The organism is Phytopseudomonas daroniae, assembly GCF_004327285.1.
Classification (GTDB): domain Bacteria; phylum Pseudomonadota; class Gammaproteobacteria; order Pseudomonadales; family Pseudomonadaceae; genus Aquipseudomonas; species Aquipseudomonas daroniae.
The window spans coordinates 30,898-57,073 of record NZ_QJUI01000010.1 but is presented as its reverse complement, the minus strand read 5'-3'; the positions used below and the strand labels follow the sequence as shown (position 1 = coordinate 57,073).

Below are 26,176 nucleotides of genomic sequence, written 5' to 3'. Positions count from 1 at the left end.
GGTCTTTCCGAGGAGTCGTCATGGCAAAGATCAAGCTCACCCAAGTCCGCCGTCGATATGGCACAACCTCAAGCGCAGCCCGTCGAACTGCAGGACATGCTGGTACCCGGGTTCCTGTGCAAGATTACCCGACGGGCCGCAAGGTGTTCGTGCTCCAGTACCGCACGAACGCCGGCGAACGACGTAAGCCAGCGTTCGTGCGATACGGGGAGGCCCGCTCGCTCGCAGGAATGGTTGGCACAGCACAGGTGCGTCGCGGCGGCACGCAAGGCGCCCACTACAGAGTTGCGTGAGTCGGGCTACCCCAATGAGATTGACCTCCAGTTGGCGGCGAGCCACTTCAACAGGCACGTCCTCCAACGCGCCCATCTGTCCATAACCCGCACAATTAATCAGCACGTCGATCTGCCCTTGTTCTCGAATTATTCGATCGACTGCGGCCACCATCGTGACATCTTCGGTAACGTCCATCTCCAGCGCGACACCGCCGCCGCCTTCGATGTCCCGCATCCGGTCGATGCGGCGAGCTGCTCCATAGACGGCATACCCAGCCGAAAGCAGCCTCAAGGCGAAATCCTTGCCCATGCCGGAGGATCCACCCGTGATCAGGGCGACAGGCCTTTTCTTCGTTGTCATGTCTATTTCTCCTTGGTCACGATCAGGGAGTAAGGACGATGCGACCATTGAGAGCGCGACTCTCCATTCGCTGGTGCGCAATGGCAGCGTCACTGAATGGGAGTACGTCGATTTCGGTTTGGCCGAGCCCGGAAGCGACAGCTTCAAGCGCAGCTTCAAGTGCGGGACGCAGCACTTGCGGATGAGAGGGAAGATAGGCGCCAGCATTGAAGCCGGACACGGTGGCACTGCCCAGCCACAGGTCGTTGGTCTTCACCTGGTGCCCCCAATCGCCGCTGGCGTTGCCAGCGACGATGAGCCGGCTGCCTGGCTTCATCAGCGCGAAGCTATGGCTGCGAACAGCACCGCCAACCGGGTCGATGATGACGTCGAACTTCTCGTCGCCGAGAGTTCCCGGCAACGCATCGGAATCGACGATCCGGTCGTACGGCAGCTTCGTATTCGCCGCGGCATCCAGCTTGCTCGTGCGCACCGTACCGACCACACGCGACGCACCAAGTTGCCTGGCGATGCCTGGGAATGCAGCGGCAAGGCCACCGAGTGCACCATGAATGAGGAGACTCTCGCCTTGCGCCAGATGTGCAACTTGCGTCAGGGCGACATGCGCCATCGCCGCGTTGGGTATGACCGCGACAGCGAGCGCCGGGTCGATGCCGGAGCCTTCGATCGACACGACGCCATGCACGGGGGCGATGTACACGGAGGCATAGCCGCCGGTACCGGCACCGGCCGACATCGATACGACCTTTTCGCCGACCGTGAACCCGACTACGCCCTCGCCGAGTGCACGCACCGTACCTGCTACTTCGAGGCCGGGGATGAAGGGCGGCTGGGCCATGCCCGGCATGTCTTTGAATAGTCCTTGGCGGAAGAAGACATCGACAAGCCCGACTGCAGCATGGGTGACATCGATTGCGATTTCACCCGGGCCGGGTGTCGGATCGGGCAACTCCGTAACAACGAGGACAGTTGGGTCTCCGAACTGGGCGGCTTGGACAGCCTTCATAGGAATTTCCTTTGCAATACGGCCTGAGGGGACGCGCCTCATCTTTACGCACCTAATGATGCGTTAAAGGGACGATAGCACAGGCCCTGATGTAATGCACATCAAGATGCGTTAAAGTCGAAGGATGAGAGAGAGAGCCCGTTCAGTCGAAGACAAGCAGCAGCGTTCCGAGGATTTGCTCGATGCAGCCGAGTCCCTTGCGCTAGAACTCGTCGGCGTGCGGTTCGTGACCGTGGCGGCCGTGACTGAGCGTGCGGGCCTGCATCGGACGGGCGTCCGGCGCTACTACGCCAACAAGGAGGAACTACTTCTCGAACTGGCCGAACGCGGCTGGGGGCGATGGCGCGACGCGATCAAAAGCACGCTTGGCGATCGAACAGGATTAGCGCCAGTCGAGGTGGCCGAGGTCGTCGCCGAAACCATCATCTCCCTTCCGGTTTTCTGCGATCTTTTGACCCATGTAACCCTGAGTCTGGAAGGCGATGTGGAGATGGAGCGGGCGCGCCGTTATAAAACCAACGCCTTCGCCATCCACGACAACATCGTCATTGCGCTGGTTCAGGCCAGCCGGATGACCACCGAACAGATCCAAAACCTGCTGGCCACGACCCTTATGTTGGCAGCGGGCTTCTGGCAGGTATCCCATCCGACGCCAACGCTCGCCCGGCTCTACGAGGAAGTGCCGGAATGGGCGCACGTGGCGCTCGACTTCGGCCCGCGTCTCCGCTATCTGCTTCGGGCCATGGCCGCGGGGCTCGCTGGGGCGGTAGTCCCACCTGAGAGGTAGGCGCGTTCTTCTCTCCCGTTTCCGACTGCGCCAGTTACACGAGGGCCAGAGCGTCTGCACCCGCCGGGAAGCGGAGTTGACCGGAAACGTCGTTGGCGGCCTTCCATACGGTTTCGGCCACGTCGGTTTCCCTGGTCACCGCAGTGACCTTGGTGAGCCCGGCGAACACGCTGTGGGCGAGCGGTTCGTAGGCTTCGGGAATCAGGCCCTGCATGCGCTGTTGGGAGTTGGAGGTGAAGCTGGTCGTGGGGCCATAACCAGGCTCCACAACTTTGACTCGCACGTCGAAGTCCTTGAGTTCGAGTTCCAATGAAGCGCTAAACCCTTCGATAGCCGTCTTGCTGGCCGTGTAGCAAGCAACCAACGGGAACGGGGCCAACGTGGCGCTCGAAGTAATGTTTACGATGGTGCCGGCTCGACGCGCCCGGAACTGCGGGATGATCGCTTGGCACATGGCCATGACGCCAAACGTGTTGGTCTCGAAGAGATCGCGCACGGTGGACATGGGTGTGACCTCAAACGCGCCAAACAAGCCGATTCCTGCATTGTTCACCAGCACGTCGATGGGGCCAGCGGCGTCCAAGGCGCGCGCAATACTGTCAGATTGGGTCACATCCAGCGCGAAGACACGCAGGTTCTTGGACGCGGGGAGCAGTTCCTCCCGCAGGGTACGCATCGTGGCAACTACGCTCCAGCCTTGCGCGAGGAAGTAGCGAGCGGTTTCCAGGCCATAGCCGGAAGAACAGCCAGTGATCAGTACAGTCTTCATTTGCAGCTCCGATGTGCGAGTCGATTCGGAGCAAACGATAGACGATCACTTCAGGATTAACGATGATCTATCGTCCATGTTTGTTTAGCGAGCGTCCATGCATGAGCGACCCACTTTCCGAGGTAGTTCGACTTCTGCATCCACGTGCGGCCTTTGCCAACATCATCAGCGGCAAAGGAAACTGGGCTGTGCGCTATTCCGAATTTGGTCTGCCCAGTTTCTGCATCGTGCTGAAAGGAAGCTGCCTGTTGACGGTTGACGGGCATGAGCAAATCACCATTAGCGCGGGGGATTTCATCCTGCTGCCCACAACACCGGCCTTCACCCTATCGAGCTTCGCGTCAGCGCCTCCAGTCTATTTGGATCCCAATAGGGCTGTTCGCGGTAGCGAGCTACGCTATGGCGAGCAAGAAGGCTCCCCAGACATGCGGTTACTGGGAGGTTCATTCCTGTTCGATTGTTCCGATCCCGGGCTGCTGGTTTCCCTGTTGCCCAAAGTAGTTCACGTGCAGAATTCGGTTCGCTTGTCGCAACTGGTGCAGATGGTGAGCGAAGAGTCCACTGACCAAAAGCCGGGCAGCGAGTTCATGCTGTCCCGGCTGGTGGAACTGCTGCTCGTGGAAGCAATGCGTTCGGCGGCGGCCGGAAATGCCCCTCCGGGATTGTTGCGAGGCTTAGGGGATGAGCGAATTGCGCATGCGCTGAAGCAAATGCATGCGCGTATCAATCATTCTTGGACTGTTGACCAGTTGGCGAAGATCTCGGCTCTTTCCCGTTCCGCGTTCTTTGAGCGCTTCACACGCATGGTAGGGGTGGCGCCGATGGAGTATCTGCTCGCGTGGCGCATGGAGATCGCAAAGGATCTGCTTCGCGACAACGGTCTGGCAGTTTCCGAGGTTGCTGAGCGTGTGGGCTACGGTTCGACAAGCACATTCAGCGTTGCATTTAGCAGGCATGTCGGGCAACCACCGAGCCGGTACGCACGGTCAGACTAATCTCCATGGCCCTAGACTGATGTCGCCCGATGACCCAAGGAGCGCTGCTACCGTTCACGTTCTTCCAAGCCGATCTTCTACGACTGGCTTCCACGGCACCAAACTGAACCCTTATGCTGTCATCGAGCATCGCCCGCTGGCGAGCATGACGCTACACCGGTAGATACCAGCCACGCACTGTCACCTATGTCTTGATGGCGACCTCTACCAGAATATGCCCTTTTGCCCCAAGGCTTGCTTGCCAACGCACCTATGCAGCTTAGCGCAAAGCTGACCCCGCGCGTATTGCACCGAGATCAGTTCCAACTCGCTGCCTTGTATAGCCTTTTCCTCCGTTGTTTTCATACAAGAAGGCTTGACAGCGGACATTTTTGCGCTGCGATCAGCCCAGGCGGCGCAGGGCTTCGATACGCTCTTCCAGCGGTGGGTGGGTCATCAGCAGGCCGGCCAGGCCGTTCTTCAGACCACCGTTGATGCCGAAGGCAGTCAGGCTGTCGGGCATCTGCACCGGCACGCCCTGTTCGGCGCGCAGGCGCTGCAGTGCGGCGATCATGGCGCCAGTACCGGCCAGCCTCGCACCCGCTTCGTCGGCCCTGTACTCGCGTTTGCGCGAGAACCACATGACGATGATGCTGGCCAGGATGCCGAGTACCAGTTCAGCGAAGATGGTCGCGACGAAGTAACCGATGCCGTGGCCGCCTTCGTTCTTCAGGATCGCCTTGTCGACGAAGTTACCGAAGATGCGTGCGAAGAACATCACGAAGGTGTTCACCACGCCCTGAATCAGTGCCAGGGTGACCATGTCGCCGTTGGCCACGTGACCGATCTCGTGAGCCAGTACGGCTTTCACTTCATCGGGCGAGAAACGCTCGAGCAGGCCCTGGCTGACGGCGACCAGCGCGTCGTTCCTGTTCCAGCCAGTGGCGAACGCGTTGGACTCGTAGGCCGGGAAGATACCCACTTCCGGCATTTTGATGCCGGCGTTGCGCGACAGCTCTTCGACGGTCTGCAGCAGCCACTGTTCATGGCGGGTGCGCGGTTGGGTGATGATTTCGGTACCGGTGCTCATCTTCGCCATCCACTTGGACAGGAAGAGCGATATCAGCGAGCCGGAAAAACCAAAGACCGCGCAGAATATCAGCAGGCTGCCGTGGTTCTGGCCGGTAAAGCGATCAACCCCCAGCAGTTTGAGGGTGATGCTGGCGATAACCAGTACCGCCAAGTTGGTGGCCAGGAACAACATAATGCGCATCATGGTGTGAAACGACTCCTCACGGGAAATACAGGCTCAATACGGCGGCTATATAAGGGCTCGCTCTGCGGCTATTCAACCGAGTGACTATTTCAAACTGTGTCGCATGGCCCTGACGAGAGACCACTGCTCTGCAGGGTGGCCAGTGCTTAGATGGGGCTTTTCCGGTTTATTTCAATCGAAGCCGAGAAAAACCGCGGTTATCACAGGCGGCTCAGTGCGCTCGCCGCTATGGGCGGGGCTCTGCCGGGCGCTGTTCGAACAGTTTTCGGGTCAGTCGTGCAATCCGTTCACCATGTTGCTGGGTCAGGGCTTCGCGCAACTGGAAGGCCAAGGTGGCTTGCACGCGGCTCACCGCTGGCGGCGGCGTTTCGCCATCCGGCAGGGCGCGGGGAATGCTGCGTGACAGGCGCAGAAAGCCCTTTTCGCTCAGCACTGCCTGATCCAGGGCGTCATAGCCGATGGTCGACTCGTAACGCAGATAGCCCTCATCGGCCAGCCATAGCAATGTACCCAGGCAAGCCTGGTGGCGTTTGCTCGGCAGGCCGAACTCGTCAGGCTCTTCGCGGCCGATCAGATCCTCCACGTACAGTGCGGCCTTGCGCGGAAACACTTGATACAGCATCAGCAAACCGCCGGCAGCATCCTTGTAGAAGTCGTCTATCTGCAGATCCATGGGGCTCGGTCTTGAGAAAGGCTGCTGGCTCACGGATGCCTGCGCAGGCGTCCGTGAGCCACCAGCGTGATTACTGGCGGTAGGTCTTGAGGAAATTGCCGATACGCCCGATGGCTTGCTCGAGGTCGTCGACGCGGGGCAGGGTGACCACCCGGAAGTGATCCGGCCACGGCCAGTTGAAGGCGGTGCCCTGAACCACCAGCAGCTTTTCGGAGAGCAGCAGGTCGAGCACGAATTTCTCGTCGTTGTGGATCGGGCAGACCTTCGGGTCGATCTTCGGGAAGGCGTACAGCGCCCCCATGGGCTTGACGCAACTGACCCCGGGGATGTCGTTGAGCAGCTCCCAGGTGCGGTTGCGCTGCTCCAGCAGGCGGCCGTTGGGCAGTACCAGGTCGTTGATGCTCTGGTAGCCACCGAGGGCGGTCTGGATCGCATGCTGGCTGGGCACGTTGGCGCACAGGCGCATGTTGGCGAGGATATCCAGGCCTTCGATATAGCCGCGCGCACGGTGCTTGGGCCCGGAGATGGCTACCCAGCCGGAGCGGAAGCCGGCGACGCGGTAGGACTTGGACAGGCCGTTGAACGTCAGGCACAGCACGTCCGGTGCAAGGGAAGCGGTGCAGATGTGCTGGGCTTCGTCATAGAGGATCTTGTCGTAGATCTCGTCGGAGAACACCACCAGGTTGTGCTGGCGCGCGAGTTCGACGATATCCAGCAGCACTTCCCGGGAGTACACCGCGCCCGTGGGATTGTTCGGGTTGATCAGCACCAGGGCCTTGGTGTTCGGGGTGATCTTGGCGCGCATGTCGGCGATGTCCGGAAACCAGCCGGCCTGCTCATCGCACAGGTAGTGCACCGGATTGCCGCCAGAGAGCGCCACGGCAGCCGTCCACAGTGGGTAATCCGGGGCAGGAATCAGCACTTCGTCGCCGTTGTTGAGCAGGGCCTGCATGGCCATGACGATCAGCTCTGACACGCCGTTGCCCAGGTAGACGTCTTCGATGCCGACGCCTTCCACCTGCTTCTGCTGGTAGTACTGCATCACCGCCTTGCGCGCACTGAACAGGCCTTTGGAGTCGCTATAGCCCTGGGCCGTGGGCAGGTTGCGGATTACGTCCTGGAGGATTTCCTCGGGGGCTTCGAAGCCGAACGGCGCCGGGTTGCCGATGTTCAGCTTGAGGATGCGCTGGCCTTCCTCTTCCAGACGTTTGGCGTGCTTGAGCACCGGGCCGCGAATGTCGTAGCAGACGTTGGCGAGCTTGTTGGATTTGCTGACCTGCATGGTGAAGAATCCCGAGTCGAAGAAGTGCGGCCTTCAGCGGGCCGAGGCGGCGGCGAGCCGTGGCGGGTTGAGGTGTCGAATCATACGTGTCAGCCTGAGTCGGGCAAAGATACAGATAGGGCTTTTTTATCCCGAGGAGGACGGCCTGTGAGCAAGCTCGAAAAACCACTGGAAACCTGGCGCGAGGAGTTGTCGGACGCTCAGTTCAACGTCTGCCGTCTGGGCGGTACGGAACGTCCGTTCACGGGTGAGTACCACGACAGCAAGGTGCCGGGCATCTATGAATGCGTGTGCTGCGGCACGCCACTGTTCGATTCCGATGCCAAGTTCGATTCCGGTTGTGGATGGCCAAGCTATTTCCAGCCGATCAATGCCGAGGTCATCACCGAGCTGGACGACTTCAGCCACGGCATGCATCGCATCGAAGTGCGTTGCAGCAACTGTGACGCTCACCTCGGCCATGTATTCCCCGATGGCCCGCGGCCGACCGGGCAGCGCTATTGCATCAATTCGGTGTCGCTCAGACACGTGCCTCGCGAGGCGTGACGCGCGAGCCTGTCGACGACGATCATTCGGCCCGCTGATGGCGGGCCTTATATTTGAGCAATTGAATTGTGTGCAATTAAATTGCTGACTATTCTTTCGGCTCCATCATTCGAGGAGTCCGTACCCATGAGTCAAGACCTGTTGGCGATACCCTGTACCACCATCACCGGCGAGCAGAAGCGCCTGGCAGACTTTGGTGCCAAGGCGATTCTGGTGGTCAACACCGCCAGCCAGTGCGGCTTCACTCCGCAGTACCAAGGCCTGGAAAGCCTGTGGCAGCAGTACGCCGACAAGGGGCTGGTGGTATTGGGTTTTCCCTGCAACCAGTTCGGCAAGCAGGAGCCGGGTGACGAGCAGGCGATCTCCAGTTTCTGCGAGTTGAACTTCGGTGTCAGCTTTCCGCTGTTTCGCAAGGTCGAGGTGAATGGCGACGCGGCTCATCCGCTCTACGTGCAACTCAAGCGTCAGGCGCCAGGGCTGCTGGGGACTCAGCGGATCAAATGGAATTTCACCAAGTTCCTGGTCAGTGGCGATGGCCGCCAGGTGACTCGTTATGCGCCGACCACCAAACCCCAGGCGCTGAGCGCTGCCATCGAAGCGCTGCTCGATGGATGAGCTGAAACTCGACCAGCAGCTGTGCTTCAAGCTGTATGCCACGTCCCGCATGGTGGTTCGTGCCTACAAGCCGATGCTCGACAGGCTGGAGCTGACCTACCCCCAATATCTGGTCATGCTGGTGCTTTGGGAGTGGGACGAAGTTCCACCCGCACAGCCGACCGTGAAAGCACTGGGCGAACGCCTGCTGCTCGACTCGGGCACCTTGACGCCACTGCTCAAACGCTTGCAGCACGCCGGCCTGGTTGAGCGTCAGCGCTGTGCCGAGGATGAGCGTGAAGTGCACCTGGCCATCACTGCCGCCGGCCGCCGGTTATGCGACCAGGTGCCGGCATTGAAGCGGGAGTTGCTCTGTGAGCATGGGGTCGATAGCCAGGAACTGGAACCACTGCGTGCGCAGCTGGATCAGCTTCTGCAGCGCATGCGCGGCCTCCGGGCGTTTTGACAGAGGCGCCTGTCAGGCAGGTAGCCACTTGTCGAGCAGGCCGAGCAGCTCTTCGCGGCGGAAGGGTTTGGCCAGGTAATCGTTCATGCCCGCCGCCAGGCAACGTTCGCGTTCTTCGGAAAGCGCGTTGGCGGTCAGGGCAATGATCGGCAGATGCCGCCATGCCTGGTTGGCGCGTATGCGGCGGCTGGCTTCGTAGCCGTCCATCACCGGCATGTTGCAGTCCATGAGAACCAGATCGACATGCTCTTCCTGCAGCCGCTCCAGCGCCTGTTCACCATTGTTGGCCAGCGTCACTTCCAGGCCCTGTTTGCTGAGCATGCCTTTGGCGACCAACTGGTTGACCGGGTTGTCCTCGACCAGCAGCACGCGTGCCTGCTTGTGTGGCGGCGCCGCTTGCGCCAGCGGCCCGCTCGCGTTCTCTGATGGTTGCTGCAAGGCACGGCCCAGCGCCTGCAGCAGGTGCTGGCGGGTGAGTGGCCTGGCTACCTGCTCCAATGGCGCCAGGGAGCCAGCCTGTTCGGCGTCGAGGAAGCTGCCGTAGGCGGTGACCAGAATGATCGGTGTGGCAGTATGTTGGCGCAGACGCGCCATGCAGGTCGGGCAGTCGCTGATCAGCACGTCGGTATCGATGTCGCTGGCCTGCTGGGCACTATCCAGGCGCTGGTAATCCAGGCCCCAGCTACCGACCAGCACCGGCAGCAGCTCGGCCAGGCCGGTGTCGGCGTCGCAGATGGCCAGTACGCGCCCCGTCAGCCGTGGCGGGGTTGGCGCAGCCAGCAGGCTCGGTAATGGCAGCGTCGCAGTGAAGCGGCTGCCGCTGCCTGGCGTAGAGACCAGTTCCAGCTGGCCGTGCATGGCCTCGCACAGGCGTCGGGTCAGCGCCAGGCCCAGGCCGGTGCCCCCAAACTGGCGGGCAATGTCCGCGCCCGCCTGGGTAAAGGGCTGGAAGATGCGTGCCTGAGCATCTTCGGCGATGCCGATGCCGGTATCGCAGACCTCGATAAGAACCCGGTTCGCCGCGGCGCTGATGCGGATGTCGACGCGGCCTTCGCGGGTGAACTTCAGGGCATTGGACAGCAGGTTGCTGACGATCTGCCGTACCCGCGTCGGGTCGCCAAGCACCTGGGCCGGCAGCTGTGGATCGATCAGGCACGTCAGCTCCACGCCAGGCAGGGCATTCTGCGACAGCAGGCTGGCGGTGCCTTCGACCAGTGTCCCGAGGTCGAAGGCGATGCTTTCCAGCTCCAGTTGCCCGGCCTCGAATTTCGATAGGTCTAGGATATCGTTGAGTAGATCGACCAACACCTTGCCGGAGTCGTGGGCGATCGACAGCTGCTGGCGCTGCTCGCTGCTCAGCGGGCCCTCCAGCGACAACGCCAGCATGCCCAGCAAGCCGTTCAGCGGGGTGCGGATCTCATGGCTCATGTTGGCCAGGAAAATGGAGCGCGCCTGGGCCATGGCCAGGGCGTCGTGGCGGGCTTTTTCCAGTTCTTCATTGGAGCGGCTGAGGCGACTGTTGGCGGCCTTGATCTCCACCGTGCGAGCGGAAACGATGGCTTCCAGCTCGCCGAGGTAGTCGGTCAGCCGATCCTCGGCGTTGCGCCGCTGTTCGATCTCCGAGGCGATACTGGCGAACTGGCGGTTGGCGACGTTCACCAGTACGCCGATTTCGTCACGCTCGTGGCCAGGGGGGCAGGGCAGACGGGTGCGATCCGGGGTGCGCCGATCGCGGCTGGAGAGCGCCTGGATTACCTGGATCAGCGGCTTGGTCAGCATGAAATAGAACAGCACCAGCAGAATGACCGACAGCAGCAGGCTGCGGGTGAAGCCGTTGACCAGGGTAAGCACCGAACGCTTGAGGAAGTTGCTGCCGAACGCGTAGGTGTCGATGTCCAGTTGCAGCACGCCCAGCTGTTCGTCGGGCGCGTGAGCGACCGACAGGCGGGTTTCGAAATGGCGGCTGTCGCCGAATAGAAAGTCGCTGAAGATTCGATAGTTGCTTTGTGCCGGCGGCTGCGTCGTACTGGCCAGGGCTTCGCCATTGCTATCGACGATGCGGGCGCCGATCACCGCGGGTGAGCGTTGCAGGCCGGCGACCAGCTCCTGGGCCAGTTCGGCGTCGATGTTGTAGGCGATGCGGGCGGCAGGGTTGTGGCTGATATCCATCAGCGCACGAATCTCGCGGTTGATGGTAGCGTCTTCGCTGGCATAATCGACGCCTATCTGCACCAGGCTGAGCAGCGTGCCGAGAATGAACGCCACCAGAACGGTGAGACCAGCCTGTTTGAATGACAGCCGCTGTGTGAGTGGGATTTCCATATAGGGCGCTGTCTCGTTCCGTTTGCTGCCCAAGCATAGTCGATATGGCCTGCTTTTCGGCACACATGCCTTACATACCGATGATTCGAGGAGCTCACCGTGGATTCCCGTTTGTTTGATTTTTTGCAGCGCGCCGACAGCGTTCTGACGCGTCTGGAGCCATTGCTGCCAGCCACCCGCGCCCCGCTCGACTGGGAGCAGAGCCTGGCCGCGCGCTGGCAGCGCGAAGGGCGCGGTGGCTATCTGCAGCCGCTGAAAGTGAGCCTGGACATGAGCCTGAGCGACCTGATCGGTGTCGATACCCAGCGCGAACAGCTGGCGCGTAACACCCGCCAGTTCGTCCAGGGCATGCCGGCCAACCACGCGCTGCTATGGGGCGCGCGGGGCACCGGCAAATCATCGCTGGTGCGTGCGCTGCTGGCCGAGCATGCCGGCGCCGGCCTGCGCCTGATCGAGATCGAGCGCGATCACCTGGCTGACCTGCCGCGTGTGGTGGAGCAATTGATGAAGCTGCCGCAGCGCTTCATTCTGTTTTGCGACGATTTGTCGTTCGAGGCCGGTGAAGGCGATTACCGTGTGCTCAAGAGCGTGCTCGACGGCTCGCTGGAGCGTTCCCCGGAAAACGTGCTGCTGTACGCCACCTCCAACCGTCGCCATCTGGTGCCGGAGCGCGAAAGCGACAATGCCAATACCAAGGTCGTCGATGGCGAGTTGCATCCGAACGAGGCCGTCGAGGACAAGATCGCCCTGTCGGATCGCTTCGGCCTGTGGCTGTCCTTCTATCCCTTCACCCAGCAGCATTATCTGGATGTGGTGCGCCACTGGATCGAGGTGCAGGCGGCGCAGGCTGGCCTGCAATGGCAGTGGAGCGAGGAGTTGGAGAAGCTTGCCGTGCGCTGGGCGACCGGGCGGGGTAACCGCAACGGTCGCTGTGCCTATCAGTTCGCCCGCCAGTGGGTAGGCCTGCAGTTGTTGGAGACGCCGCGATGATCGATGTGAGCGAGAGTGGCGCAGGCCTTGACGGCTACCCGCTGCTGACTGCCCAGCTCGAGGCGCTGTTATCCGGCGAGCGAGACTTCATCGCCAATGCCGCGCAGTTCAGTGCGTTCGTTTTCCACGAACTGGAAGGGCTCAATTGGGCCGGATTCTATCTGGTCAAGGATGATGAGCTGGTGCTGGGGCCGTTCCAGGGCAAGGTCGCCTGTGTGCGTATCCCGTTCGGCCGTGGTGTGTGCGGCACGGCGGCAGCGTCGCGGCAAACCCAGCGGGTGGCGGATGTGCATGCCTTCGCCGGGCATATCGCTTGCGACAGCGCATCCAATAGCGAGTTGGTCATCCCGCTTATCAAGGATGACCGTCTGATCGGCGTGCTGGATCTGGATAGCCCGCTGCTTGGGCGCTTCAGCGAGGCCGATCAGCGTGGTATCGAAGGCCTCGCGGCTGTGCTGTTACGTGCGAGTGACTGCTAGGTGCCTAGGGTCTGTTGACGTTTCAGCGCGAGCCGCGTTGCCGCGAGAAATCTCGCAAGGCCGGGCGGCGATCCGCTAGGCGGAGGACGCGGGGAATGGTTGTTCCCTTGCCAAGTCCTCCAACAACGCATGGCGAGATTTCCCGCGCAACCCGCAGGGCCGGGCCCGTTTTGCCGCGATGCTGCGTTTCTCGCCGGCTCATTTAGCCCGCTAAACTTCGCGGCTCGTGCCTTGCCTCGCGGCAAAACGGGCTCCGGCGCGGCCGTGCGTGAAACGTCAACAGACCCTAGTCGTACAGCGTCTTCTTCTTCCAGTCACCATCATCTTCCAGCGACTTCAGCCCCTCGGCGAGCTCGCTGGGTTCCTCGTCGGGCTGCTGTTCGGGATTGACCAACATGGCATTGACCCGCGCTAGCTGTTTCTGGAACTGCGCCAGTGGTGCCTGATAGCGCGTGGTGTCACTCTGCTTTTGCAGAAATTGCACGCCACGCTCCAGTGCGAGGCGGGCATGGCCGGTTTGTTGCTGTTGCAGCGCCTGTCGAGCCTGGTTGCTGTACAGCTCTATATAGAGCTGAGCCAGCATGTGGCGTGCTTCCTGCGCCCAGTGTCTGGCTTCATTGACAGGCAGCAGGCCGGTCTGGGCTGCCTTGGTGACCAGGCCGTGCAATGCTTCCAGTTGAGCACGAACCTGTTTCGCTCGGGCGTCATCGGTTACCGGGAAGGGTGCATTGCGAACCGGGATGTCTTCGCCCTGGCCGATGAACTTGCGCAGTTCCTGGGCCATGGCCGCGTAGGCAGCGTCATGTTTGTCGACTTCCAGCAGGCGCTCGGCGAAGTGCAACTGCAGGCGGCTGAGCAGCAGCTTGAGCTCCGGCGACATCAATTGTCCGGCGAGCTGCTCATTGATATCGGCGACACGGCGATAGCGCTCGGCCAGATCTGCCTTGAGGCGCGCCTTCTTGCGCTTGTTGTTTTCGGCCAGTTGATTCAGGTAGGCGATGAGCACCAGAAGGATGATGCCGCCGATTATCGCCATGGTGATCACGAGCGAGGACATCGTTGTAACCTCTCGAACGTCGTTTTCGCACGAGTGTAGTGCTTAGTCGGATCGCCTCCTAGTGGCGATTTGCATTTGATCATGCCTGTATCACACTGCTTCTTCAGCCATTGCCAAGGTTTTGGTAGAGCCTCGATCATCCGCGCGCAACAGGGGGGTAAGCAAGTCGCCAGTGACATGTCGGCAGTCAGGTCTTGCTCCACAGTCGTCTAAGGTTATCTATAGAGGACTTTCAGGGATGTTGCCGGGCTGTTGAAATCCAGGGTGAAGTCGTTGATTTTAAAAAATTTTATATGAGAGGTTGACGACCGTTAAAAGGCTCCATAGAATGCGCGCCACTTCCAAGGTAATGCCGAAAGGCATAGCGCGGAAGCCGGAAATTCCGGGCAACGTCCCCTTCGTCTAGTGGCCTAGGACACCGCCCTTTCACGGCGGTAACAGGGGTTCGAGTCCCCTAGGGGACGCCACTTCCGAAAGAAGTGGAAGCAACATATGCGGGAATAGCTCAGTTGGTAGAGCACGACCTTGCCAAGGTCGGGGTCGCGAGTTCGAGTCTCGTTTCCCGCTCCAGATTCTAGATTCAGCCTACCTGCTGAATCGTTGTAAAAGTTCCAGGTCCCCTTCGTCTAGTGGCCTAGGACACCGCCCTTTCACGGCGGTAACAGGGGTTCGAGTCCCCTAGGGGACGCCAATTTGTTGTAAATGCGGGAATAGCTCAGTTGGTAGAGCACGACCTTGCCAAGGTCGGGGTCGCGAGTTCGAGTCTCGTTTCCCGCTCCAAATAAACGAAAACGCCGCTCAATCGAGCGGCGTTTTCGTTTCTGCGTTTTGACGCTCCGAAGCCCGTTGGCACCTGTCAGTGCCAGCGGGCTCTTTCGTCAGTGGCGGCTGCTTGGCGCCGGCATGGCCAGTAACTGCTTTTCCTGATTCCAGTCGAACGGCTCGTCGTTTTCTTCGGCGTAGAAACGGCGCTCTTCGAGTTGCTGGTACATCTCGATCTCTTCGTCCGGCATGAAGTGCAGGCAGTCGCCACCGAAGAACCACAGCAGGTCGCGTGGCACCAGATGGGCGATTTGCGGATAGCGCTGGAAGATCTGGCTGATCAGATCCTGGCCCAGGTACTGGCTGCGCTCCAGATCCACCGGCAGTTCGGCCAGCAATTCATCGTAGCGCTCGAGGAAGTTGGCATGGCTGTCATCGAGAATCTGCTCGGCTTCGCCCAGTGCGACCAGAATGGTGCGCAGGTGGTTGAGCAGGGCGATATGGTGATCGAGATGGGTGTTGGCCATGTCGGGGATCCTGAAAGTAAAACGGGCGCCGGAGTATAAAGTCCGCGGCGCCCGCTGTCGTGCCTGCAGTACGACTACCTTGTTTTACCCTCGCTGGGCAGCAGCTCTTCCTTGCTGAAGTCATCGACATCGATCACTACGCGGCGGGCGATTTCGGCCCGCTGCAGTTGCTGGCCTTCCTCGGCAGTGAGTACACCGGCGGCGACGGCCGTTTCGATCTCGTTCTGGCCGGGCATTTCCCGAACCTGCCCGGCTTTGACGGCCTTGTGCAGCTTCTTCTGTAGCGGCTGGGTTTCCTGCAGCAGGTTGAAGGCATGTTGCAGGGCGCCAACCGGATCTTCGGTCGAGCTGGGGCGGAAGCAGCCTTCGAGCAGTTCTTCGAGAGCCGGATCGCCAGCGTTACGGCCGATGATGGCTGCGACTTGAGCGTCGAGGTGATCGTCAGGGCCCTGGTGACGACGGCCGAAGGGGAATACCAGCACGCGCAGCGCACAACCCAGTGCACGGTTGGGGAAGTTGCTGAGCAGGTCGTCGAGTGCCGTCTCGGCCTTGCCCAGGCTTTCTTCCAGTGCCCAGTGCAGCAGCGGGCGAACGTATTCCGGGTAGTCCTGATCGTGATAACGCTTCAGCGCGGCAGAGGCCAGGTACAGGTGGCTGAGGGCATCGCCCAGGCGTGCCGACAGGCGTTCGCGACGCTTCAGCTCGCCGCCGAGCAGCATCATGCTGAAATCGGCGAGCATGGCGAAAGCGGCGGCCAGGCGGTTGAGGGCGCGGAAGTAGGGGCGGCTGATACGGTCGCCCGGTACCTTGCCGAGCATGCCCAGGCTGAGGCTGAGGATCAGTGTGCTGGCGGCGTTGCTGACGGCGAAACCGATGTGCTGCATCAGCAGGTCATCGAACTCCAGCAGGGCCTGATCACGATCTTCGCGCTGCGCCAGGGCCATTTCCTTGAGTACATACGGGTGGCAGCGAATCGCACCCTGGCCGAAGATCATCAGGTTGCGCGAGAGGATGTTGGCACCCTCGACCGTAATGAAGATCGGCGCCCCCTGCCAGGAACGGCCCAAGTAGTTGCTCGGGCCCATGATGATGCCCTTGCCGCCGTGTACGTCCATGGCGTGGGTGATGCATTCTCGACCGCGCTCGGTCAGGTGGTATTTGAGGATCGCCGACAGTACCGACGGCTTCTCGCCCAGATCCACCGCATTGGCGGTGAGGATGCGCGCGCTGTCCATCAGCCAGGCGTTGCCGCCGATGCGCGCCAGGGCTTCCTGAATGCCTTCGAAGGCCGAGAGTGGCACGTTGAATTGCTCGCGTACCTGGCTGTACTGGCCGGTGACCAGGCTGGTGTACTTGGCGGCGCCAGTACCGACGGCTGGCAGTGAGATGGAGCGACCTACCGACAGGCAGTTCATCAGCATCATCCAGCCTTTGCCGAGGTAGTCCGGCCCGCCGATCAGGTATTCGAGCGGTACGAATACATCCTTGCCGGAGTTGGGGCCGTTCATGAAGGCGGCGCCCAGCGGCAGGTGACGGCGGCCGATTTCCACGCCGGGCGTGTCGGTGGGAATCAGCGCGAGGCTGATGCCCAGCTCTTCCTTGTCGCCGAGCAGGTGATCCGGGTCATAGGCCTTGAAGGCGACGCCAAGCAGCGTCGCTATCGGGCCGAGGGTGATGTAGCGCTTTTCCCAGTTCAGACGCAGGCCGATGACTTCCTCGCCGTTCCACTGACCTTTGCAGATCACGCCGCTATCGGGCATGGCGCCGGCGTCGGAACCAGCCAATGGGCCGGTGAGGGCGAAGCAGGGAATATCGTCTCCGCGGGCCAGGCGCGGCAGGTAATGATTGCGTTGTTCTTCGGTGCCGTAATGCAGCAGCAGTTCGGCTGGGCCGAGGGAATTGGGCACCATCACGGTGGAGGCGAGGTCACCGCTACGGGTGGCGAGTTTCATGGCCACCTGGGAGTGGGCATAGGCGGAAAAGCCCTTGCCGCCGTATTCCTTGGGGATGATCAGGGCGAAGAAGCCGTGTTGCTTGATGTGTGCCCAGGCTTCAGGTGGCAGATCCATGCGCTGGCCGATGTCCCAGTCGCTGACCATGGCGCACAGCTCTTCGGTCGGGCCATCGACGAACGCCTGTTCTTCGGCAGTCAGCCTGGCTTTCGGGTAGGCCAGCAACTTGTCCCAGTCGGGACGGCCGCTGAACAGCTCGCCATCCCACCATACGGTGCCCGCTTCGATGGCGTCTTTCTCGGTGGCCGACATCGGTGGCAGTACTTTCTGGAACCAGGCGAACAACGGCGCCGTGAAATGCTTGCGGCGCAGATCCGGCAGTGCCAGCGGCAGGGCGACGCCCAGCCACAGCAGCCAGAAGATCACCAGCAGCCAGCCGGGCGCATGGCTAGAGGCGCCCATGATGAGCAGATAGGCGGCAACGATTGCCAGGGCGGGTAGGGGCGCCGTGCGGCGGTGGGCCAAATAGGCCGTACCGATAACCAGAACGAGCAACCAGACAACGAGCATGCAGAATCCTCCATGATGGCGATGGCAGAACGGCTACCGCCGCCATAATCGTAGTCGGCAACTGTAGAGGCTGCCGACAGGGGCGTAACAGGTCGCTTCTGAATGGTCACGACCTACCGCGTTCACGATAGTGACCCTTGCCCGGCTTGTGGAGTTCGCCTAACAAATTGCGTCTGCAGATGACCTGTTGGTCAGTCCATGAATGACCTTCGCGCAGCGCTCCATGAACGGGGTCGATAGCCAACATCATCCGCCCCGGCTTCCTTCTTGCGGCCAGAATGGTAGGGTTGTTCACCGTCTCGGCTGGCGGGATTCTAATAAGGACGATTCGCGATGCTGAAAATATGGGGCCGCAAGAATTCCAGCAATGTGCGTAAAGTGCTGTGGTGCGCCGAGGAGGCCGGTGTCGCCTACCAGCGGCTCGACGCTGGCGGTGCCTTCGGGGTGGTCGATAAGCCCGAGTTTCTGGCGCGCAACCCCAATGGGCTGGTACCGGTGCTCGAGGACGGTGATCTGGTGCTCTGGGAGTCCAACAGCATCGTCCGTTACCTGGCGGCCGCCTACGCGACGGGCGCCCTCTATCAGGTGGATCCGGCGAGTCGGGCGTTCGCCGATAAATGGATGGATTGGACGACGTCCACCTTTGCCGGTGCTTTCCGCGAATTGTTCTGGGGCACCTTGCGTACGCCGGTCGAGCGACGTGATCTGGCTGCGATCGAGGTTGCCCGGCAGCACTGTATCGCACTTCTCGCGCTGCCCGAGCAGGCGCTGGGCGAGCATGACTATCTTTCCGGTGATGCCTTCGGCATGGGTGATATCCCTCTGGGTTGCTTCATCTATGCCTGGTTCGAGATGCCCATCGAGCGGCCATCGCAGCCTAACCTGCAGGCGTGGTATGCGCGGCTGCGTGAGCGTCCCGCCTATCAGCGCGCGGTGATGACCGAGCTGACCTGACTGCGTGATTGCGTTGCAATGTTGGCGCTACGCCCCCATCTAAACCCTGTCATTTTTTATGCGTGTGTATCCTTTATGAGTACTGCTCTGTCGATCCGGCAGCTGACCAAAACCTATGGCAATGGCTTTCAAGCCTTGCACGGCCTCGATCTCGATGTCTCCGAAGGGGATTTCTTCGCCTTGCTGGGCCCTAACGGCGCCGGCAAATCCACCACCATCGGCATCCTCTCGACACTGGTGAACAAGTCCAGTGGCACGGTCAACGTATTCGGCCATGACCTGGACACTCAGCCCGCTGCGCTCAAGCGCTGCCTCGGTGTGGTGCCTCAGGAATTCAATTTCAATCAGTTCGAGAAGGTCTTCGACATCGTCGTGACCCAGGCCGGCTATTACGGTATTCCCGCGCGCCTGGCCAAGGAGCGTGCCGAGCAGTACCTCAATCAACTGGGGTTGTGGGACAAGCGCGACGTGGCCTCGCGGGAGCTGTCCGGCGGCATGAAGCGCCGCTTGATGATCGCCCGGGCGCTGGTGCACCAACCGCAGCTACTGATCCTCGACGAGCCGACCGCGGGCGTCGATATCGAACTGCGCCGGTCGATGTGGAGCTTTCTCACTGACCTGAACAAGCAGGGCATCACCATCATCCTGACAACCCACTATCTGGAAGAAGCCGAGCAGCTGTGCCGCAACATCGGCATCATCGATCACGGGCGGATCGTCGAGAACACCAGCATGAAGTCGCTACTGAAGAAGCTGCATGTGGAGACCTTTCTACTCGATCTCAAGGATAACCTTACAGTCGTGCCGGAGCTGCCGGGCTATCCCGTGAAGATAGTCGACCATCACACCCTCGAGGTGCAGGTGGACAAGAGCCTCGGCGTTACCGAGCTGTTCCGTCAGCTGTCCGCGCAGAACATCGAGGTACTGAGCCTGCGTAACAAGAGCAACCGCCTGGAGGAGCTGTTCGTGTCCCTGGTCGAGAAGAACCTGTCGAAGGTGGCCGTATGAGTCGCGAGCAGTCCGAATTCAGCGCCAATATGGTCGCGTTGCGCACCATCATTTACCGCGAAGTCCGTCGCTTCACCCGTATCTGGCCGCAGACCCTGCTGCCGCCAGCGATCACCATGGTGTTGTACTTCGTGATCTTCGGAAACCTGATCGGCCGGCAGATCGGCGATATGGATGGCTTCACCTACATGGAGTACATCGTGCCGGGCTTGATCATGATGTCGGTGATCACCAACGCTTATGGCAACGTGGTGTCGAGCTTCTTCGGCAGCAAGTTCCAGCGTTCGGTGGAGGAGCTGATGGTCTCGCCGGTGTCGCCGCATACCATCCTCATCGGTTACGTCACCGGCGGTGTGTTGCGCGGTCTGGCGGTTGGGGTGATCGTGACGATACTCTCCCTGTTCTTCACCCATCTGCAGGTGCATCACCTCGGGCTCACTGTGCTGGTGGTGCTGCTGACGGCGACCATCTTTTCCCTGGGTGGCTTCGTCAATGCGGTGTTCGCGCGCAACTTCGACGATATCTCTATCATCCCGACTTTCGTGCTGACGCCGCTGACCTACCTGGGTGGCGTGTTCTATTCGATCAGCCTGCTGCCGCCGTTCTGGCAGACGGTGTCGATGGCCAACCCGGTGCTGCACATGGTCAACGCCTTCCGCTACGGCATTCTCGGTGTTTCGGATATCAGCATCGGCACGGCAATCGGCTTCATGCTGGTCGCCACTGCCGTGCTCTACGTACTGTGCGTGCGTTTGCTGGTCAGCGGGCGTGGCATGCGGCAGTGATCGACGCGAAGTAGGGTGGATCACGCCTCGCCTGCGCGGCCCGACCGATCCACCAAACCATTCACCGCCGATGTAGGTGCCGTCTACAGCCAGCCGTAATGTCGGAAGCTGGCGTATAGCCCGGTGCAGCCCACGCCGATAACGCCCAGGACGGTGAAATAGCCGTACTGCCAGGTGAGCTCCGGCATGTTGTGGAAGTTCATGCCATAGATGCCGGCGACTGCCGTGGGAAACGCCAGTATCGCTGCCCAGGCGGCGAACTTGCGTTGCACGACGCTCTGCCGCGAGGACTCCAGCAACAGGCCGATCTCGATGGCGTGGTCGGCCATTTCCCGCAGATTGGTCAGATCCTCGAGCAGGCGGTTGACGTGGATCGCCACGTCGCGAAAGTACGGCCGCATGTTCTTGTCGATGAAGGGGAAGTCCAGGCGTTGCAGCTCCTGGCAGATCTCCGCCAGTGGCCCTATATTGCGCCGCAGGCGCAGCAGGTTGCGGCGCAGATGCTGAATGCGTACCACCTCGGCGTGGCTCATGGCGTACTCCAGTACCGCCTGCTCGAGCTGTTCCAGTTCGGCGTAATAGATGTCCATCAAGGGCCGGTAATTCTCGATGATGAAGCTGAGCAGGGCGTAGAGCACGAAGTCCTCGCCGTGCTCGAGCAGCATCGGCCGAGCCTCGCAACGCTGGCGAACCTTGGAGTAGGGCGTCGACTCGCCATAGCGAGCGCTGATCACGTAGCCCTTGCCGGCGAACAGCTGGGTTTCCACGAAGGTCAGTTCATCGCCGACCTGCACCGGCGAATAGAGCACCAGAAACAGCGCGTCGCCGAAGGTCTCGAGCTTGGGGCGGGTATGGCGTTGCAGTGCGTCTTCCAGGGCCAGCTCGTGGAGGTTGAACTGCCGCTGCAGGTTGCCGAGCTCCTCGCTGCCAGGATCATGCAGGCCGATCCACACGAAATGATCGGGCTTGCTGGCCCAGTCGCGACCTTCGTCGAGGTGAATGTCGCTGACCTTGCGACCCTGGCTGTAGACGGCTGCTGCGACGACTTCGCCCATGGTTTGCCCCGTGCGTAACCTGTTCGCCGCAGCTTACCTGCTTATTTCGACTCGCTCAGCACCTTTGAGCAGGCTCTCAGGCACGAGCCAGCTCGGCATCCATCGAATCGATACAGGCCTGCATGCGTGAGCGGCAGGTTTCGATCAGTTGGGGCAGGTCGTCCATGCTCAAGCCTGTGGTGGGAATCTCCGGCAGCGAGCGGATCATCACCTTGCCACTGTTCCAGCGATTCAGGCGCAGGCTGCGCACGTAGCTGCTGGCACACACCGGGATGATCGGCACACCAGCGGTGAGGGCCATCTGGAAGGCGCCCTTCTTGAAGGGCAGCATCTCGCCACCGCCATTGCGGGTACCCTCGGGGAATACCCAGATCGACGTGTTTTCGTGTTGCAGCGTATGGGTGGTCGCCTGCATCGAGCGTTTGGCCTTGCGCGCATTGCCGCGGTCGATCAGCACATTGCCGGCCAGCCAGTACAGCTGGCCGAACAGCGGCACCCATTTCAGGCTCTTCTTGCCAATGCTCACCGTGCGCCTGGGCACCACGCGGCCGATGATGTAAAGGTCATAGTTGGACTGGTGATTGGCAATGATCACGCAGGGTCGATCATGCTCGGCAAGGTTCTGCGTATCGGTCTTGACCTGCAGGCGCAGCATGCGCAGTGCTGGCAACGAATAGATGCGTGCGCACAGGCGACTGTTATCGGGATGGAAGGGTCGATACAAGCCCAGCAGCAGCCCGAGAATGCCTGCGATGATGAAATGCACGCCCATCATCAGCATGCGCAGTACGAACAGCATGGTTGCGACCCACTTGAAAAAGGTCGCGCAGTGTAGGGGTGGGTCAGGCTTTGGGCAATTGCCAGGCCATTACCAGTGATTGCCGGGTGGCTGGGCATGCAGGCGCTCGCCTGCATGCCTGGCTGCTTATAAGGCGTGCTGCTTATCCAGCTCTATGGATTGGTCGAGCGTTTCCAGCAGCGCAGCGCGTACCTTGAGCTTGGTTTTGCGGTGGGCGTTCATGTTGATCTTCTTGAACTGCTCGGCGACGGCCAGGGCAGTGGTCATCAATTGCTCGGCTGGTACCACCTTGTCGAGGAAGCCGGCATCCAGCGCACCTTGTGGGTCGAACATCTCGCCATTGATCACCGAGCGGTGGAAGGCTGATTTGCGCAGGCGATCACGTGCCAGCTCGATGCCGACGTGGTGCATGGTCATGCCGATCTGCACTTCGTTGAGGCCGATGCTGAATGGCCCTTCGATACCGATGCGGTAATCGCTGGAGAGCAGCAGGAAAGCACCCTTGGCCACCGCATGGCCCGGGCAGGCCGTGATGATCGGGTACGGATGAGCGAGCATGCGCCGCGCCAGCGTCGAGCCAGCGGCCACCAGGTCGATGGCGTTCTGCGGACCAGAGGTCATTACCTTGAGGTCATAGCCGCCGGAAAGAATGCCCGGCTGCCCGGTGAGGATCACGATGGCCTTGTCCTGGGTGGCGCGATCGAGGGCGGCATTGAAGGCCTCGATTACCGCAGGCGAAATGGCGTTCACCTTGCCGTTGTTCAGGGTCAGGGTGGCGATGCCGTCGTCGAGTTGATAGCTGATCAGGTCGCTCATGGTCGACTCCTTGTTCTGGATTTGCGGCTGACGTTACGCATCGGATGTGGTCAGGTAAAGCACGAAGGATGACCAGTGAGTCAGGCTTTGGCCACTTTGCCGGCGCCCTGAGTAAGGTAATAGGGTCTGTTGACGTTTCACGCACGGCAACGCGGCTCGCGCTGAAACGTCAACAGACCCTAGCAAGGGTTCGAATCCCTTCCTTGAATTTGGTCGCGGCAACGCCAGGCGAATCTACAGGGGCAACAAGCCGTTGCTGAACCCAGCGGCGGCTTAACCGCATGAATCTTCTGAAAAAAGTTTTGCCTTTGGCGAATTGTTCGATTACATTAGCGCGCCTCGACAGACAGCATGTCTGGCGAGACCCGGTGAAGTGTCCGAGCGGTTGAAGGAGCACGCCTGGAAAGTGTGTATACGAGAAATCGTATCAAGGGTTCGAATCCCTTCTTCACCGCCACTTTCGAAATACCTGAAGCCCTGAAAACGTTACTGTTTTCGGGGCTTTTTGCATTCTGGATCAGGGAGCTGTCGAAAGCGCTTTATTCGTAGTGAGTCCAGAGCCGCAGCACCTTGACCACTTGCGCATCCTGCAGCACCTGATAGACGAGGCGGTGCTGGATGTTGATGCGCCGGGAGTAGGCCCCGGACAGGTCGCCCACCAGCTTTTCGTACGGTGGTGGGTTCTGGAAGGGGTTCACCTGTACCACGTCCAGCAAGGCTTTGGCCTTGTCCTTCAAGCCTGCAGCAGCAAGCTTCTTTGCGTCTTTTTGAGCTTGTTTCGTGAAAGCGAGTTGCCAAGTCACCAGTCGAGTTCCTTGGCGCAATCGTCTACCGGTTCTTCCATGCCTTCCTTGATGGATTCGCGCATGCCAGGGACGGACAGCAGGTACAGCGTTTCCTGGATGGCTTCCCAATCCTCAGCCGAGATCAGAACCGAGTTGGTGCGTTTGCCCGAAATCAGAATGGGTTGGTGGGATTCTGCGGACTGATCCATCAACCGATACAGATTGGTGCGCGCTTCGCTGGCGGTAAGAGTTTGCATGATGCTTGGCCTCCTGAGAATGCTTGTATCGTACGCGAAATCGTACGTCATGTTAATGACTCTTCGTCGTTAAGCGGGTTGAATGCAAAGCGTCTTGCAAATGCACAGAACAGCGGGTGATGGCAGCCGCGCAGACTTGGAAGCGAAGTAGAATTGCACTGTCGGTACGAGCTACTTGTGCCGGGTAACAAAACGTCTTGCGGACTGAGCTGCGGATCGTTGTGCCAGCCTGCAATTGTAAAATCGACGCATGGATACCTCCTTGATACCGGGAACCTGGCAGTGAAGTGGGATGTTTTCTGTAGCGTGGTAGACAACTACGGCGATATCGGTGTGACCTGGCGGCTGGCGCGACAGTTGGTGGCCGAGCAGGGCGCCGAAGTACGCCTGTGGGTCGACGACCTGGCAGCGCTCGTGCGGATTTGCCCGCAGGCGGATGCCGAGTTGGCTTGTCAGCGGCTGCGTGGCGTCGAGGTACGTCGCTGGGCGCAGGCCTGGCAGCCGGTCGAGCCGGCGGATGTGGTGATCGAGGCGTTCGCCTGTGAGTTGCCCGCCGAATACGTAGCGGCGATGGCGGCAAGGCCGACGCGCATTCTCTGGCTGAATCTGGAGTATCTGAGCGCCGAGGACTGGGTCGAGGGCTGTCATGGGTTGCCATCGATGCAGAGCAATGGCCTGCAGAAATTCTTCTTCTTTCCAGGCTTTACCGCGGGCACCGGCGGGCTGTTGCGCGAGCAGGATCTGCTGGTCGCCCGTGATGCGTTGCAGCAGGACGCTGGTGCCCGTGAGCGCTTCCTCGCGTCGATTGGCGTACGGCCAGACCCTGGCGCTCGATTGATTTCCCTGTTCGCCTACGAAAATGCCGCGTTGGCCGGCTGGCTCGATGCCTTGGCGAACGATGTCGCGCCTACCCACCTGCTGGTGCCCGAAGGTCGGATACTGGGTGATCTGCAGCACTGGTTGGGGCAACCGATTGAAGCCGGTGCGGTAGCGCGGCGTGGTGCGCTGAGCGTTCAGGTGCTGCCCTTCGTGCAGCAGGATCAGTACGACGCGCTGCTCTGGTGCTGCGACCTCAACCTGGTACGCGGCGAGGATTCCTTCGTGCGCGCGCAGTGGGCCGGACGACCGCTCGTCTGGCACATTTATCCTCAAGAAGAGGGCGCGCACTGGGACAAGCTGGAGGCTTTCATGGCGTTGTACTGCCAAGGGCTTTCGGCCGAGGTCAGCGCGGTGCTGCAGGCCGTGTGGCGGGCCTGGAACGCTGGCGAGCCCATGGCGCAGGGCTGGAGCGCGTGGCTGCACTGCCACGATGAACTGACTGCACATGCCCAGGCGTGGGCGAAGTGCCAGGCGGTACGTGCAGATCTTGCCGCAGCGCTGGTGCAGTTTTACCGAAATTGGCTATGATACGCGGCCTCGAATTTTGTAAATCCATTCAGATCCGGATATTCGTATGAAAACCGCACAAGAAATGAAGCCTAACAGCGTGGCCCTGATCGATGGCCAGCCATGGCTGATCCAGAAGGCCGAATTCACCAAGTCCGGTCGTAACAGCGCCATCGTGAAGATGAAGCTGAAGAACCTAATGAACGGCTCGAAGACTGAAACCGTCTACAAAGCCGACGACAAGATGGAGCCGGTCATCCTTGAGCGCAAGGAAGTGAACCTGTCCTACATCAGCGGCGACGACTACGTTTTCATGGATCCGGAATACAACTCCTACGAGCTGCGCGCCGAAGACCTGGAAAGCGTTCTGCCGTTCATCGAAGAAGGCATGAACGACGTCTGTGAAGCCGTGTTCTTCGAAGGCAAGGTTATCTCCGTCGACCTGCCGACCACTATCGTGCGTCAGCTGGCCTACACCGAAGGTTCCGCCCGTGGCGACACCTCCGGCAAGGTGATGAAGCCTGCCAAGCTGAACAATGGTACCGAAGTGAAAGTGGCTGATTTCTGCGAAATCGGTGACTGGATCGAGATCGACACCCGCACTGGCGAGTACAAGTCCCGCGCCAAGGCGCCGGTCTGACCGTCAGGCTTGCTGTGTGATGA

General features: G+C 60.6%; 27 protein-coding genes and 5 tRNA genes. 17 read left to right on the top strand and 15 right to left on the bottom strand.

The annotated features are described in order from the left end of the window. Positions 1–36: 36 nt before the first annotated feature. Together DNK06_RS25565 and DNK06_RS12755 are read right to left on the bottom strand one after the other, a co-directional pair. Positions 37–636 carry an SDR family NAD(P)-dependent oxidoreductase gene (locus DNK06_RS25565; protein ID WP_131180390.1) on the bottom strand — a complete coding sequence of 200 codons (600 nt, stop codon included), beginning with the start codon at positions 634–636 and terminating at the stop codon, positions 37–39. Positions 637–658: 22 nt separating this feature from the next. Then, entirely contained in the window at positions 659–1,642 is a 984-nt protein-coding gene (locus DNK06_RS12755) for a quinone oxidoreductase family protein (protein ID WP_131180389.1), read from the bottom strand. A gap of 124 nt (positions 1,643–1,766) precedes the next feature. On the opposite strand from DNK06_RS12755, the gene DNK06_RS12750 reads away from it, so the two are divergent. Further along, the gene (locus DNK06_RS12750; RefSeq protein ID WP_207390004.1) at positions 1,767–2,429 is read left to right on the top strand and encodes a TetR family transcriptional regulator; all 663 of its coding nucleotides are present in this window, start codon (positions 1,767–1,769) and stop codon (positions 2,427–2,429) included. 34 nt (positions 2,430–2,463) lie between these two features. On the opposite strand, the gene DNK06_RS12745 is transcribed toward DNK06_RS12750, so the two are convergent. Continuing rightward, positions 2,464–3,198, bottom strand: a complete 735-nt coding sequence (locus tag DNK06_RS12745) for an SDR family oxidoreductase (protein WP_131180388.1) — start codon at positions 3,196–3,198, stop codon at positions 2,464–2,466. A 101-nt stretch (positions 3,199–3,299) separates the two neighbouring features. Here DNK06_RS12745 and DNK06_RS12740 point away from each other — a divergent pair, with 101 nt between their 5' ends. Further along, positions 3,300–4,193, top strand: coding sequence for an AraC family transcriptional regulator (locus DNK06_RS12740; RefSeq protein WP_242674661.1), 894 nt, complete (start codon positions 3,300–3,302; stop codon positions 4,191–4,193). A gap of 382 nt (positions 4,194–4,575) precedes the next feature. Here DNK06_RS12740 and htpX read toward each other — a convergent pair whose 3' ends face one another. The 3 genes from htpX to DNK06_RS12720 form a co-directional block, all read right to left on the bottom strand. Further along, positions 4,576–5,448: a protease HtpX gene (gene htpX, locus DNK06_RS12730; protein ID WP_131180386.1), complete on the bottom strand. Its 873-nt coding sequence runs from the start codon at positions 5,446–5,448 to the stop codon at positions 4,576–4,578. A 226-nt stretch (positions 5,449–5,674) separates the two neighbouring features. Then, positions 5,675–6,121, bottom strand: a complete 447-nt coding sequence (locus DNK06_RS12725) for a hypothetical protein (RefSeq protein ID WP_131180385.1) — start codon at positions 6,119–6,121, stop codon at positions 5,675–5,677. Between the two features lie 70 nt (positions 6,122–6,191). Continuing rightward, a complete protein-coding gene (locus DNK06_RS12720; protein ID WP_131180384.1) occupies positions 6,192–7,403 on the bottom strand; it encodes a pyridoxal phosphate-dependent aminotransferase in 1,212 nt (403 codons plus the stop codon). 147 nt (positions 7,404–7,550) lie between these two features. On the opposite strand from DNK06_RS12720, the gene msrB reads away from it, so the two are divergent. The 3 genes from msrB to DNK06_RS12705 all read left to right on the top strand — a co-directional run bounded on the left by msrB (position 7,551) and on the right by DNK06_RS12705 (position 9,009). After that, positions 7,551–7,949, top strand: coding sequence for a peptide-methionine (R)-S-oxide reductase MsrB (msrB, locus tag DNK06_RS12715; RefSeq protein WP_131180383.1), 399 nt, complete (start codon positions 7,551–7,553; stop codon positions 7,947–7,949). A 126-nt stretch (positions 7,950–8,075) separates the two neighbouring features. After that, positions 8,076–8,564, top strand: a complete 489-nt coding sequence (locus DNK06_RS12710) for a glutathione peroxidase (protein ID WP_131180382.1) — start codon at positions 8,076–8,078, stop codon at positions 8,562–8,564. Further along, on the top strand, positions 8,557–9,009 hold the full coding sequence (locus DNK06_RS12705) for a MarR family winged helix-turn-helix transcriptional regulator (protein ID WP_131180381.1): 453 nt from the start codon (positions 8,557–8,559) through the stop codon (positions 9,007–9,009). The genes DNK06_RS12710 and DNK06_RS12705 overlap by 8 nt, the downstream gene beginning before the upstream one ends. Positions 9,010–9,021: 12 nt before the next feature. On the opposite strand, the gene DNK06_RS12700 is transcribed toward DNK06_RS12705, so the two are convergent. Continuing rightward, positions 9,022–11,331 carry a hybrid sensor histidine kinase/response regulator gene (locus tag DNK06_RS12700; RefSeq protein WP_131180380.1) on the bottom strand — a complete coding sequence of 770 codons (2,310 nt, stop codon included), beginning with the start codon at positions 11,329–11,331 and terminating at the stop codon, positions 9,022–9,024. Positions 11,332–11,430: 99 nt separating this feature from the next. Between DNK06_RS12700 and DNK06_RS12695 the strand changes: the two genes are divergently transcribed. Both DNK06_RS12695 and DNK06_RS12690 read left to right on the top strand, forming a co-directional pair. Next, on the top strand, positions 11,431–12,321 hold the full coding sequence (locus DNK06_RS12695) for an ATP-binding protein (protein ID WP_131180379.1): 891 nt from the start codon (positions 11,431–11,433) through the stop codon (positions 12,319–12,321). Further along, on the top strand, positions 12,318–12,800 hold the full coding sequence (locus DNK06_RS12690; RefSeq protein WP_131180378.1) for a GAF domain-containing protein: 483 nt from the start codon (positions 12,318–12,320) through the stop codon (positions 12,798–12,800). Before DNK06_RS12695 ends, DNK06_RS12690 begins: the two co-directional genes overlap by 4 nt. A gap of 286 nt (positions 12,801–13,086) precedes the next feature. On the opposite strand, the gene DNK06_RS12680 is transcribed toward DNK06_RS12690, so the two are convergent. Beyond that, positions 13,087–13,857 (bottom strand): hypothetical protein, encoded by a 771-nt coding sequence (locus tag DNK06_RS12680; RefSeq protein ID WP_131180376.1) that lies wholly within the window; start codon positions 13,855–13,857, stop codon positions 13,087–13,089. 391 nt (positions 13,858–14,248) lie between these two features. On the opposite strand from DNK06_RS12680, the gene DNK06_RS12675 reads away from it, so the two are divergent. The 4 genes from DNK06_RS12675 to DNK06_RS12660 all read left to right on the top strand — a co-directional run bounded on the left by DNK06_RS12675 (position 14,249) and on the right by DNK06_RS12660 (position 14,637). Beyond that, positions 14,249–14,324, top strand: a tRNA-Glu gene (locus DNK06_RS12675). 27 nt (positions 14,325–14,351) lie between these two features. Then, positions 14,352–14,427, top strand: a tRNA-Gly gene (locus DNK06_RS12670). Between the two features lie 45 nt (positions 14,428–14,472). After that, positions 14,473–14,548: transfer RNA gene (locus tag DNK06_RS12665), tRNA-Glu, on the top strand. Between the two features lie 13 nt (positions 14,549–14,561). Then, positions 14,562–14,637: transfer RNA gene (locus DNK06_RS12660), tRNA-Gly, on the top strand. Positions 14,638–14,735: 98 nt separating this feature from the next. Here DNK06_RS12660 and DNK06_RS12655 read toward each other — a convergent pair. Beyond that, entirely contained in the window at positions 14,736–15,146 is a 411-nt protein-coding gene (locus DNK06_RS12655) for a PA2817 family protein (protein ID WP_131180375.1), read from the bottom strand. A gap of 74 nt (positions 15,147–15,220) precedes the next feature. After that, entirely contained in the window at positions 15,221–17,668 is a 2,448-nt protein-coding gene (locus DNK06_RS12650) for an acyl-CoA dehydrogenase (protein WP_131180374.1), read from the bottom strand. 333 nt (positions 17,669–18,001) lie between these two features. On the opposite strand from DNK06_RS12650, the gene DNK06_RS12645 reads away from it, so the two are divergent. From DNK06_RS12645 to DNK06_RS12635, 3 genes are all read left to right on the top strand, one after another. Continuing rightward, a complete protein-coding gene (locus tag DNK06_RS12645; RefSeq protein WP_131180373.1) occupies positions 18,002–18,622 on the top strand; it encodes a glutathione S-transferase family protein in 621 nt (206 codons plus the stop codon). 75 nt (positions 18,623–18,697) lie between these two features. Then, on the top strand, positions 18,698–19,630 hold the full coding sequence (locus DNK06_RS12640) for an ABC transporter ATP-binding protein (RefSeq protein ID WP_131180372.1): 933 nt from the start codon (positions 18,698–18,700) through the stop codon (positions 19,628–19,630). Next, positions 19,627–20,415, top strand: coding sequence for an ABC transporter permease (locus tag DNK06_RS12635; protein WP_131180371.1), 789 nt, complete (start codon positions 19,627–19,629; stop codon positions 20,413–20,415). The genes DNK06_RS12640 and DNK06_RS12635 overlap by 4 nt, the downstream gene beginning before the upstream one ends. Positions 20,416–20,498: 83 nt before the next feature. Here the strand turns inward: DNK06_RS12635 and DNK06_RS12630 are convergent, their stop codons facing one another. From DNK06_RS12630 to DNK06_RS12620, 3 genes are all read right to left on the bottom strand, one after another. Further along, the gene (locus DNK06_RS12630; protein WP_131180370.1) at positions 20,499–21,470 is read right to left on the bottom strand and encodes a magnesium and cobalt transport protein CorA; all 972 of its coding nucleotides are present in this window, start codon (positions 21,468–21,470) and stop codon (positions 20,499–20,501) included. Positions 21,471–21,546: 76 nt separating this feature from the next. After that, a complete protein-coding gene (locus tag DNK06_RS12625) occupies positions 21,547–22,269 on the bottom strand; it encodes a lysophospholipid acyltransferase family protein (protein ID WP_131180369.1) in 723 nt (240 codons plus the stop codon). Positions 22,270–22,395: 126 nt separating this feature from the next. Continuing rightward, on the bottom strand, positions 22,396–23,085 hold the full coding sequence (locus tag DNK06_RS12620; protein ID WP_131180368.1) for a crotonase/enoyl-CoA hydratase family protein: 690 nt from the start codon (positions 23,083–23,085) through the stop codon (positions 22,396–22,398). Positions 23,086–23,452: 367 nt separating this feature from the next. Between DNK06_RS12620 and DNK06_RS12615 the strand changes: the two genes are divergently transcribed. Continuing rightward, positions 23,453–23,542, top strand: a tRNA-Ser gene (locus DNK06_RS12615). A gap of 82 nt (positions 23,543–23,624) precedes the next feature. Here the strand turns inward: DNK06_RS12615 and DNK06_RS12610 are convergent. Next, positions 23,625–23,888: a Txe/YoeB family addiction module toxin gene (locus DNK06_RS12610; protein WP_131180367.1), complete on the bottom strand. Its 264-nt coding sequence runs from the start codon at positions 23,886–23,888 to the stop codon at positions 23,625–23,627. Then, positions 23,885–24,127, bottom strand: a complete 243-nt coding sequence (locus DNK06_RS12605; RefSeq protein ID WP_131180366.1) for a type II toxin-antitoxin system Phd/YefM family antitoxin — start codon at positions 24,125–24,127, stop codon at positions 23,885–23,887. Before DNK06_RS12605 ends, DNK06_RS12610 begins: the two co-directional genes overlap by 4 nt. Before the next feature lie 276 nt (positions 24,128–24,403). Between DNK06_RS12605 and earP the strand changes: the two genes are divergently transcribed. Next, a complete protein-coding gene (gene earP / locus DNK06_RS12600; RefSeq protein ID WP_131180521.1) occupies positions 24,404–25,534 on the top strand; it encodes an elongation factor P maturation arginine rhamnosyltransferase EarP in 1,131 nt (376 codons plus the stop codon). Between the two features lie 46 nt (positions 25,535–25,580). Next, a complete protein-coding gene (efp, locus tag DNK06_RS12595; protein WP_042556123.1) occupies positions 25,581–26,153 on the top strand; it encodes an elongation factor P in 573 nt (190 codons plus the stop codon). Positions 26,154–26,176: the final 23 nt, after the last annotated feature.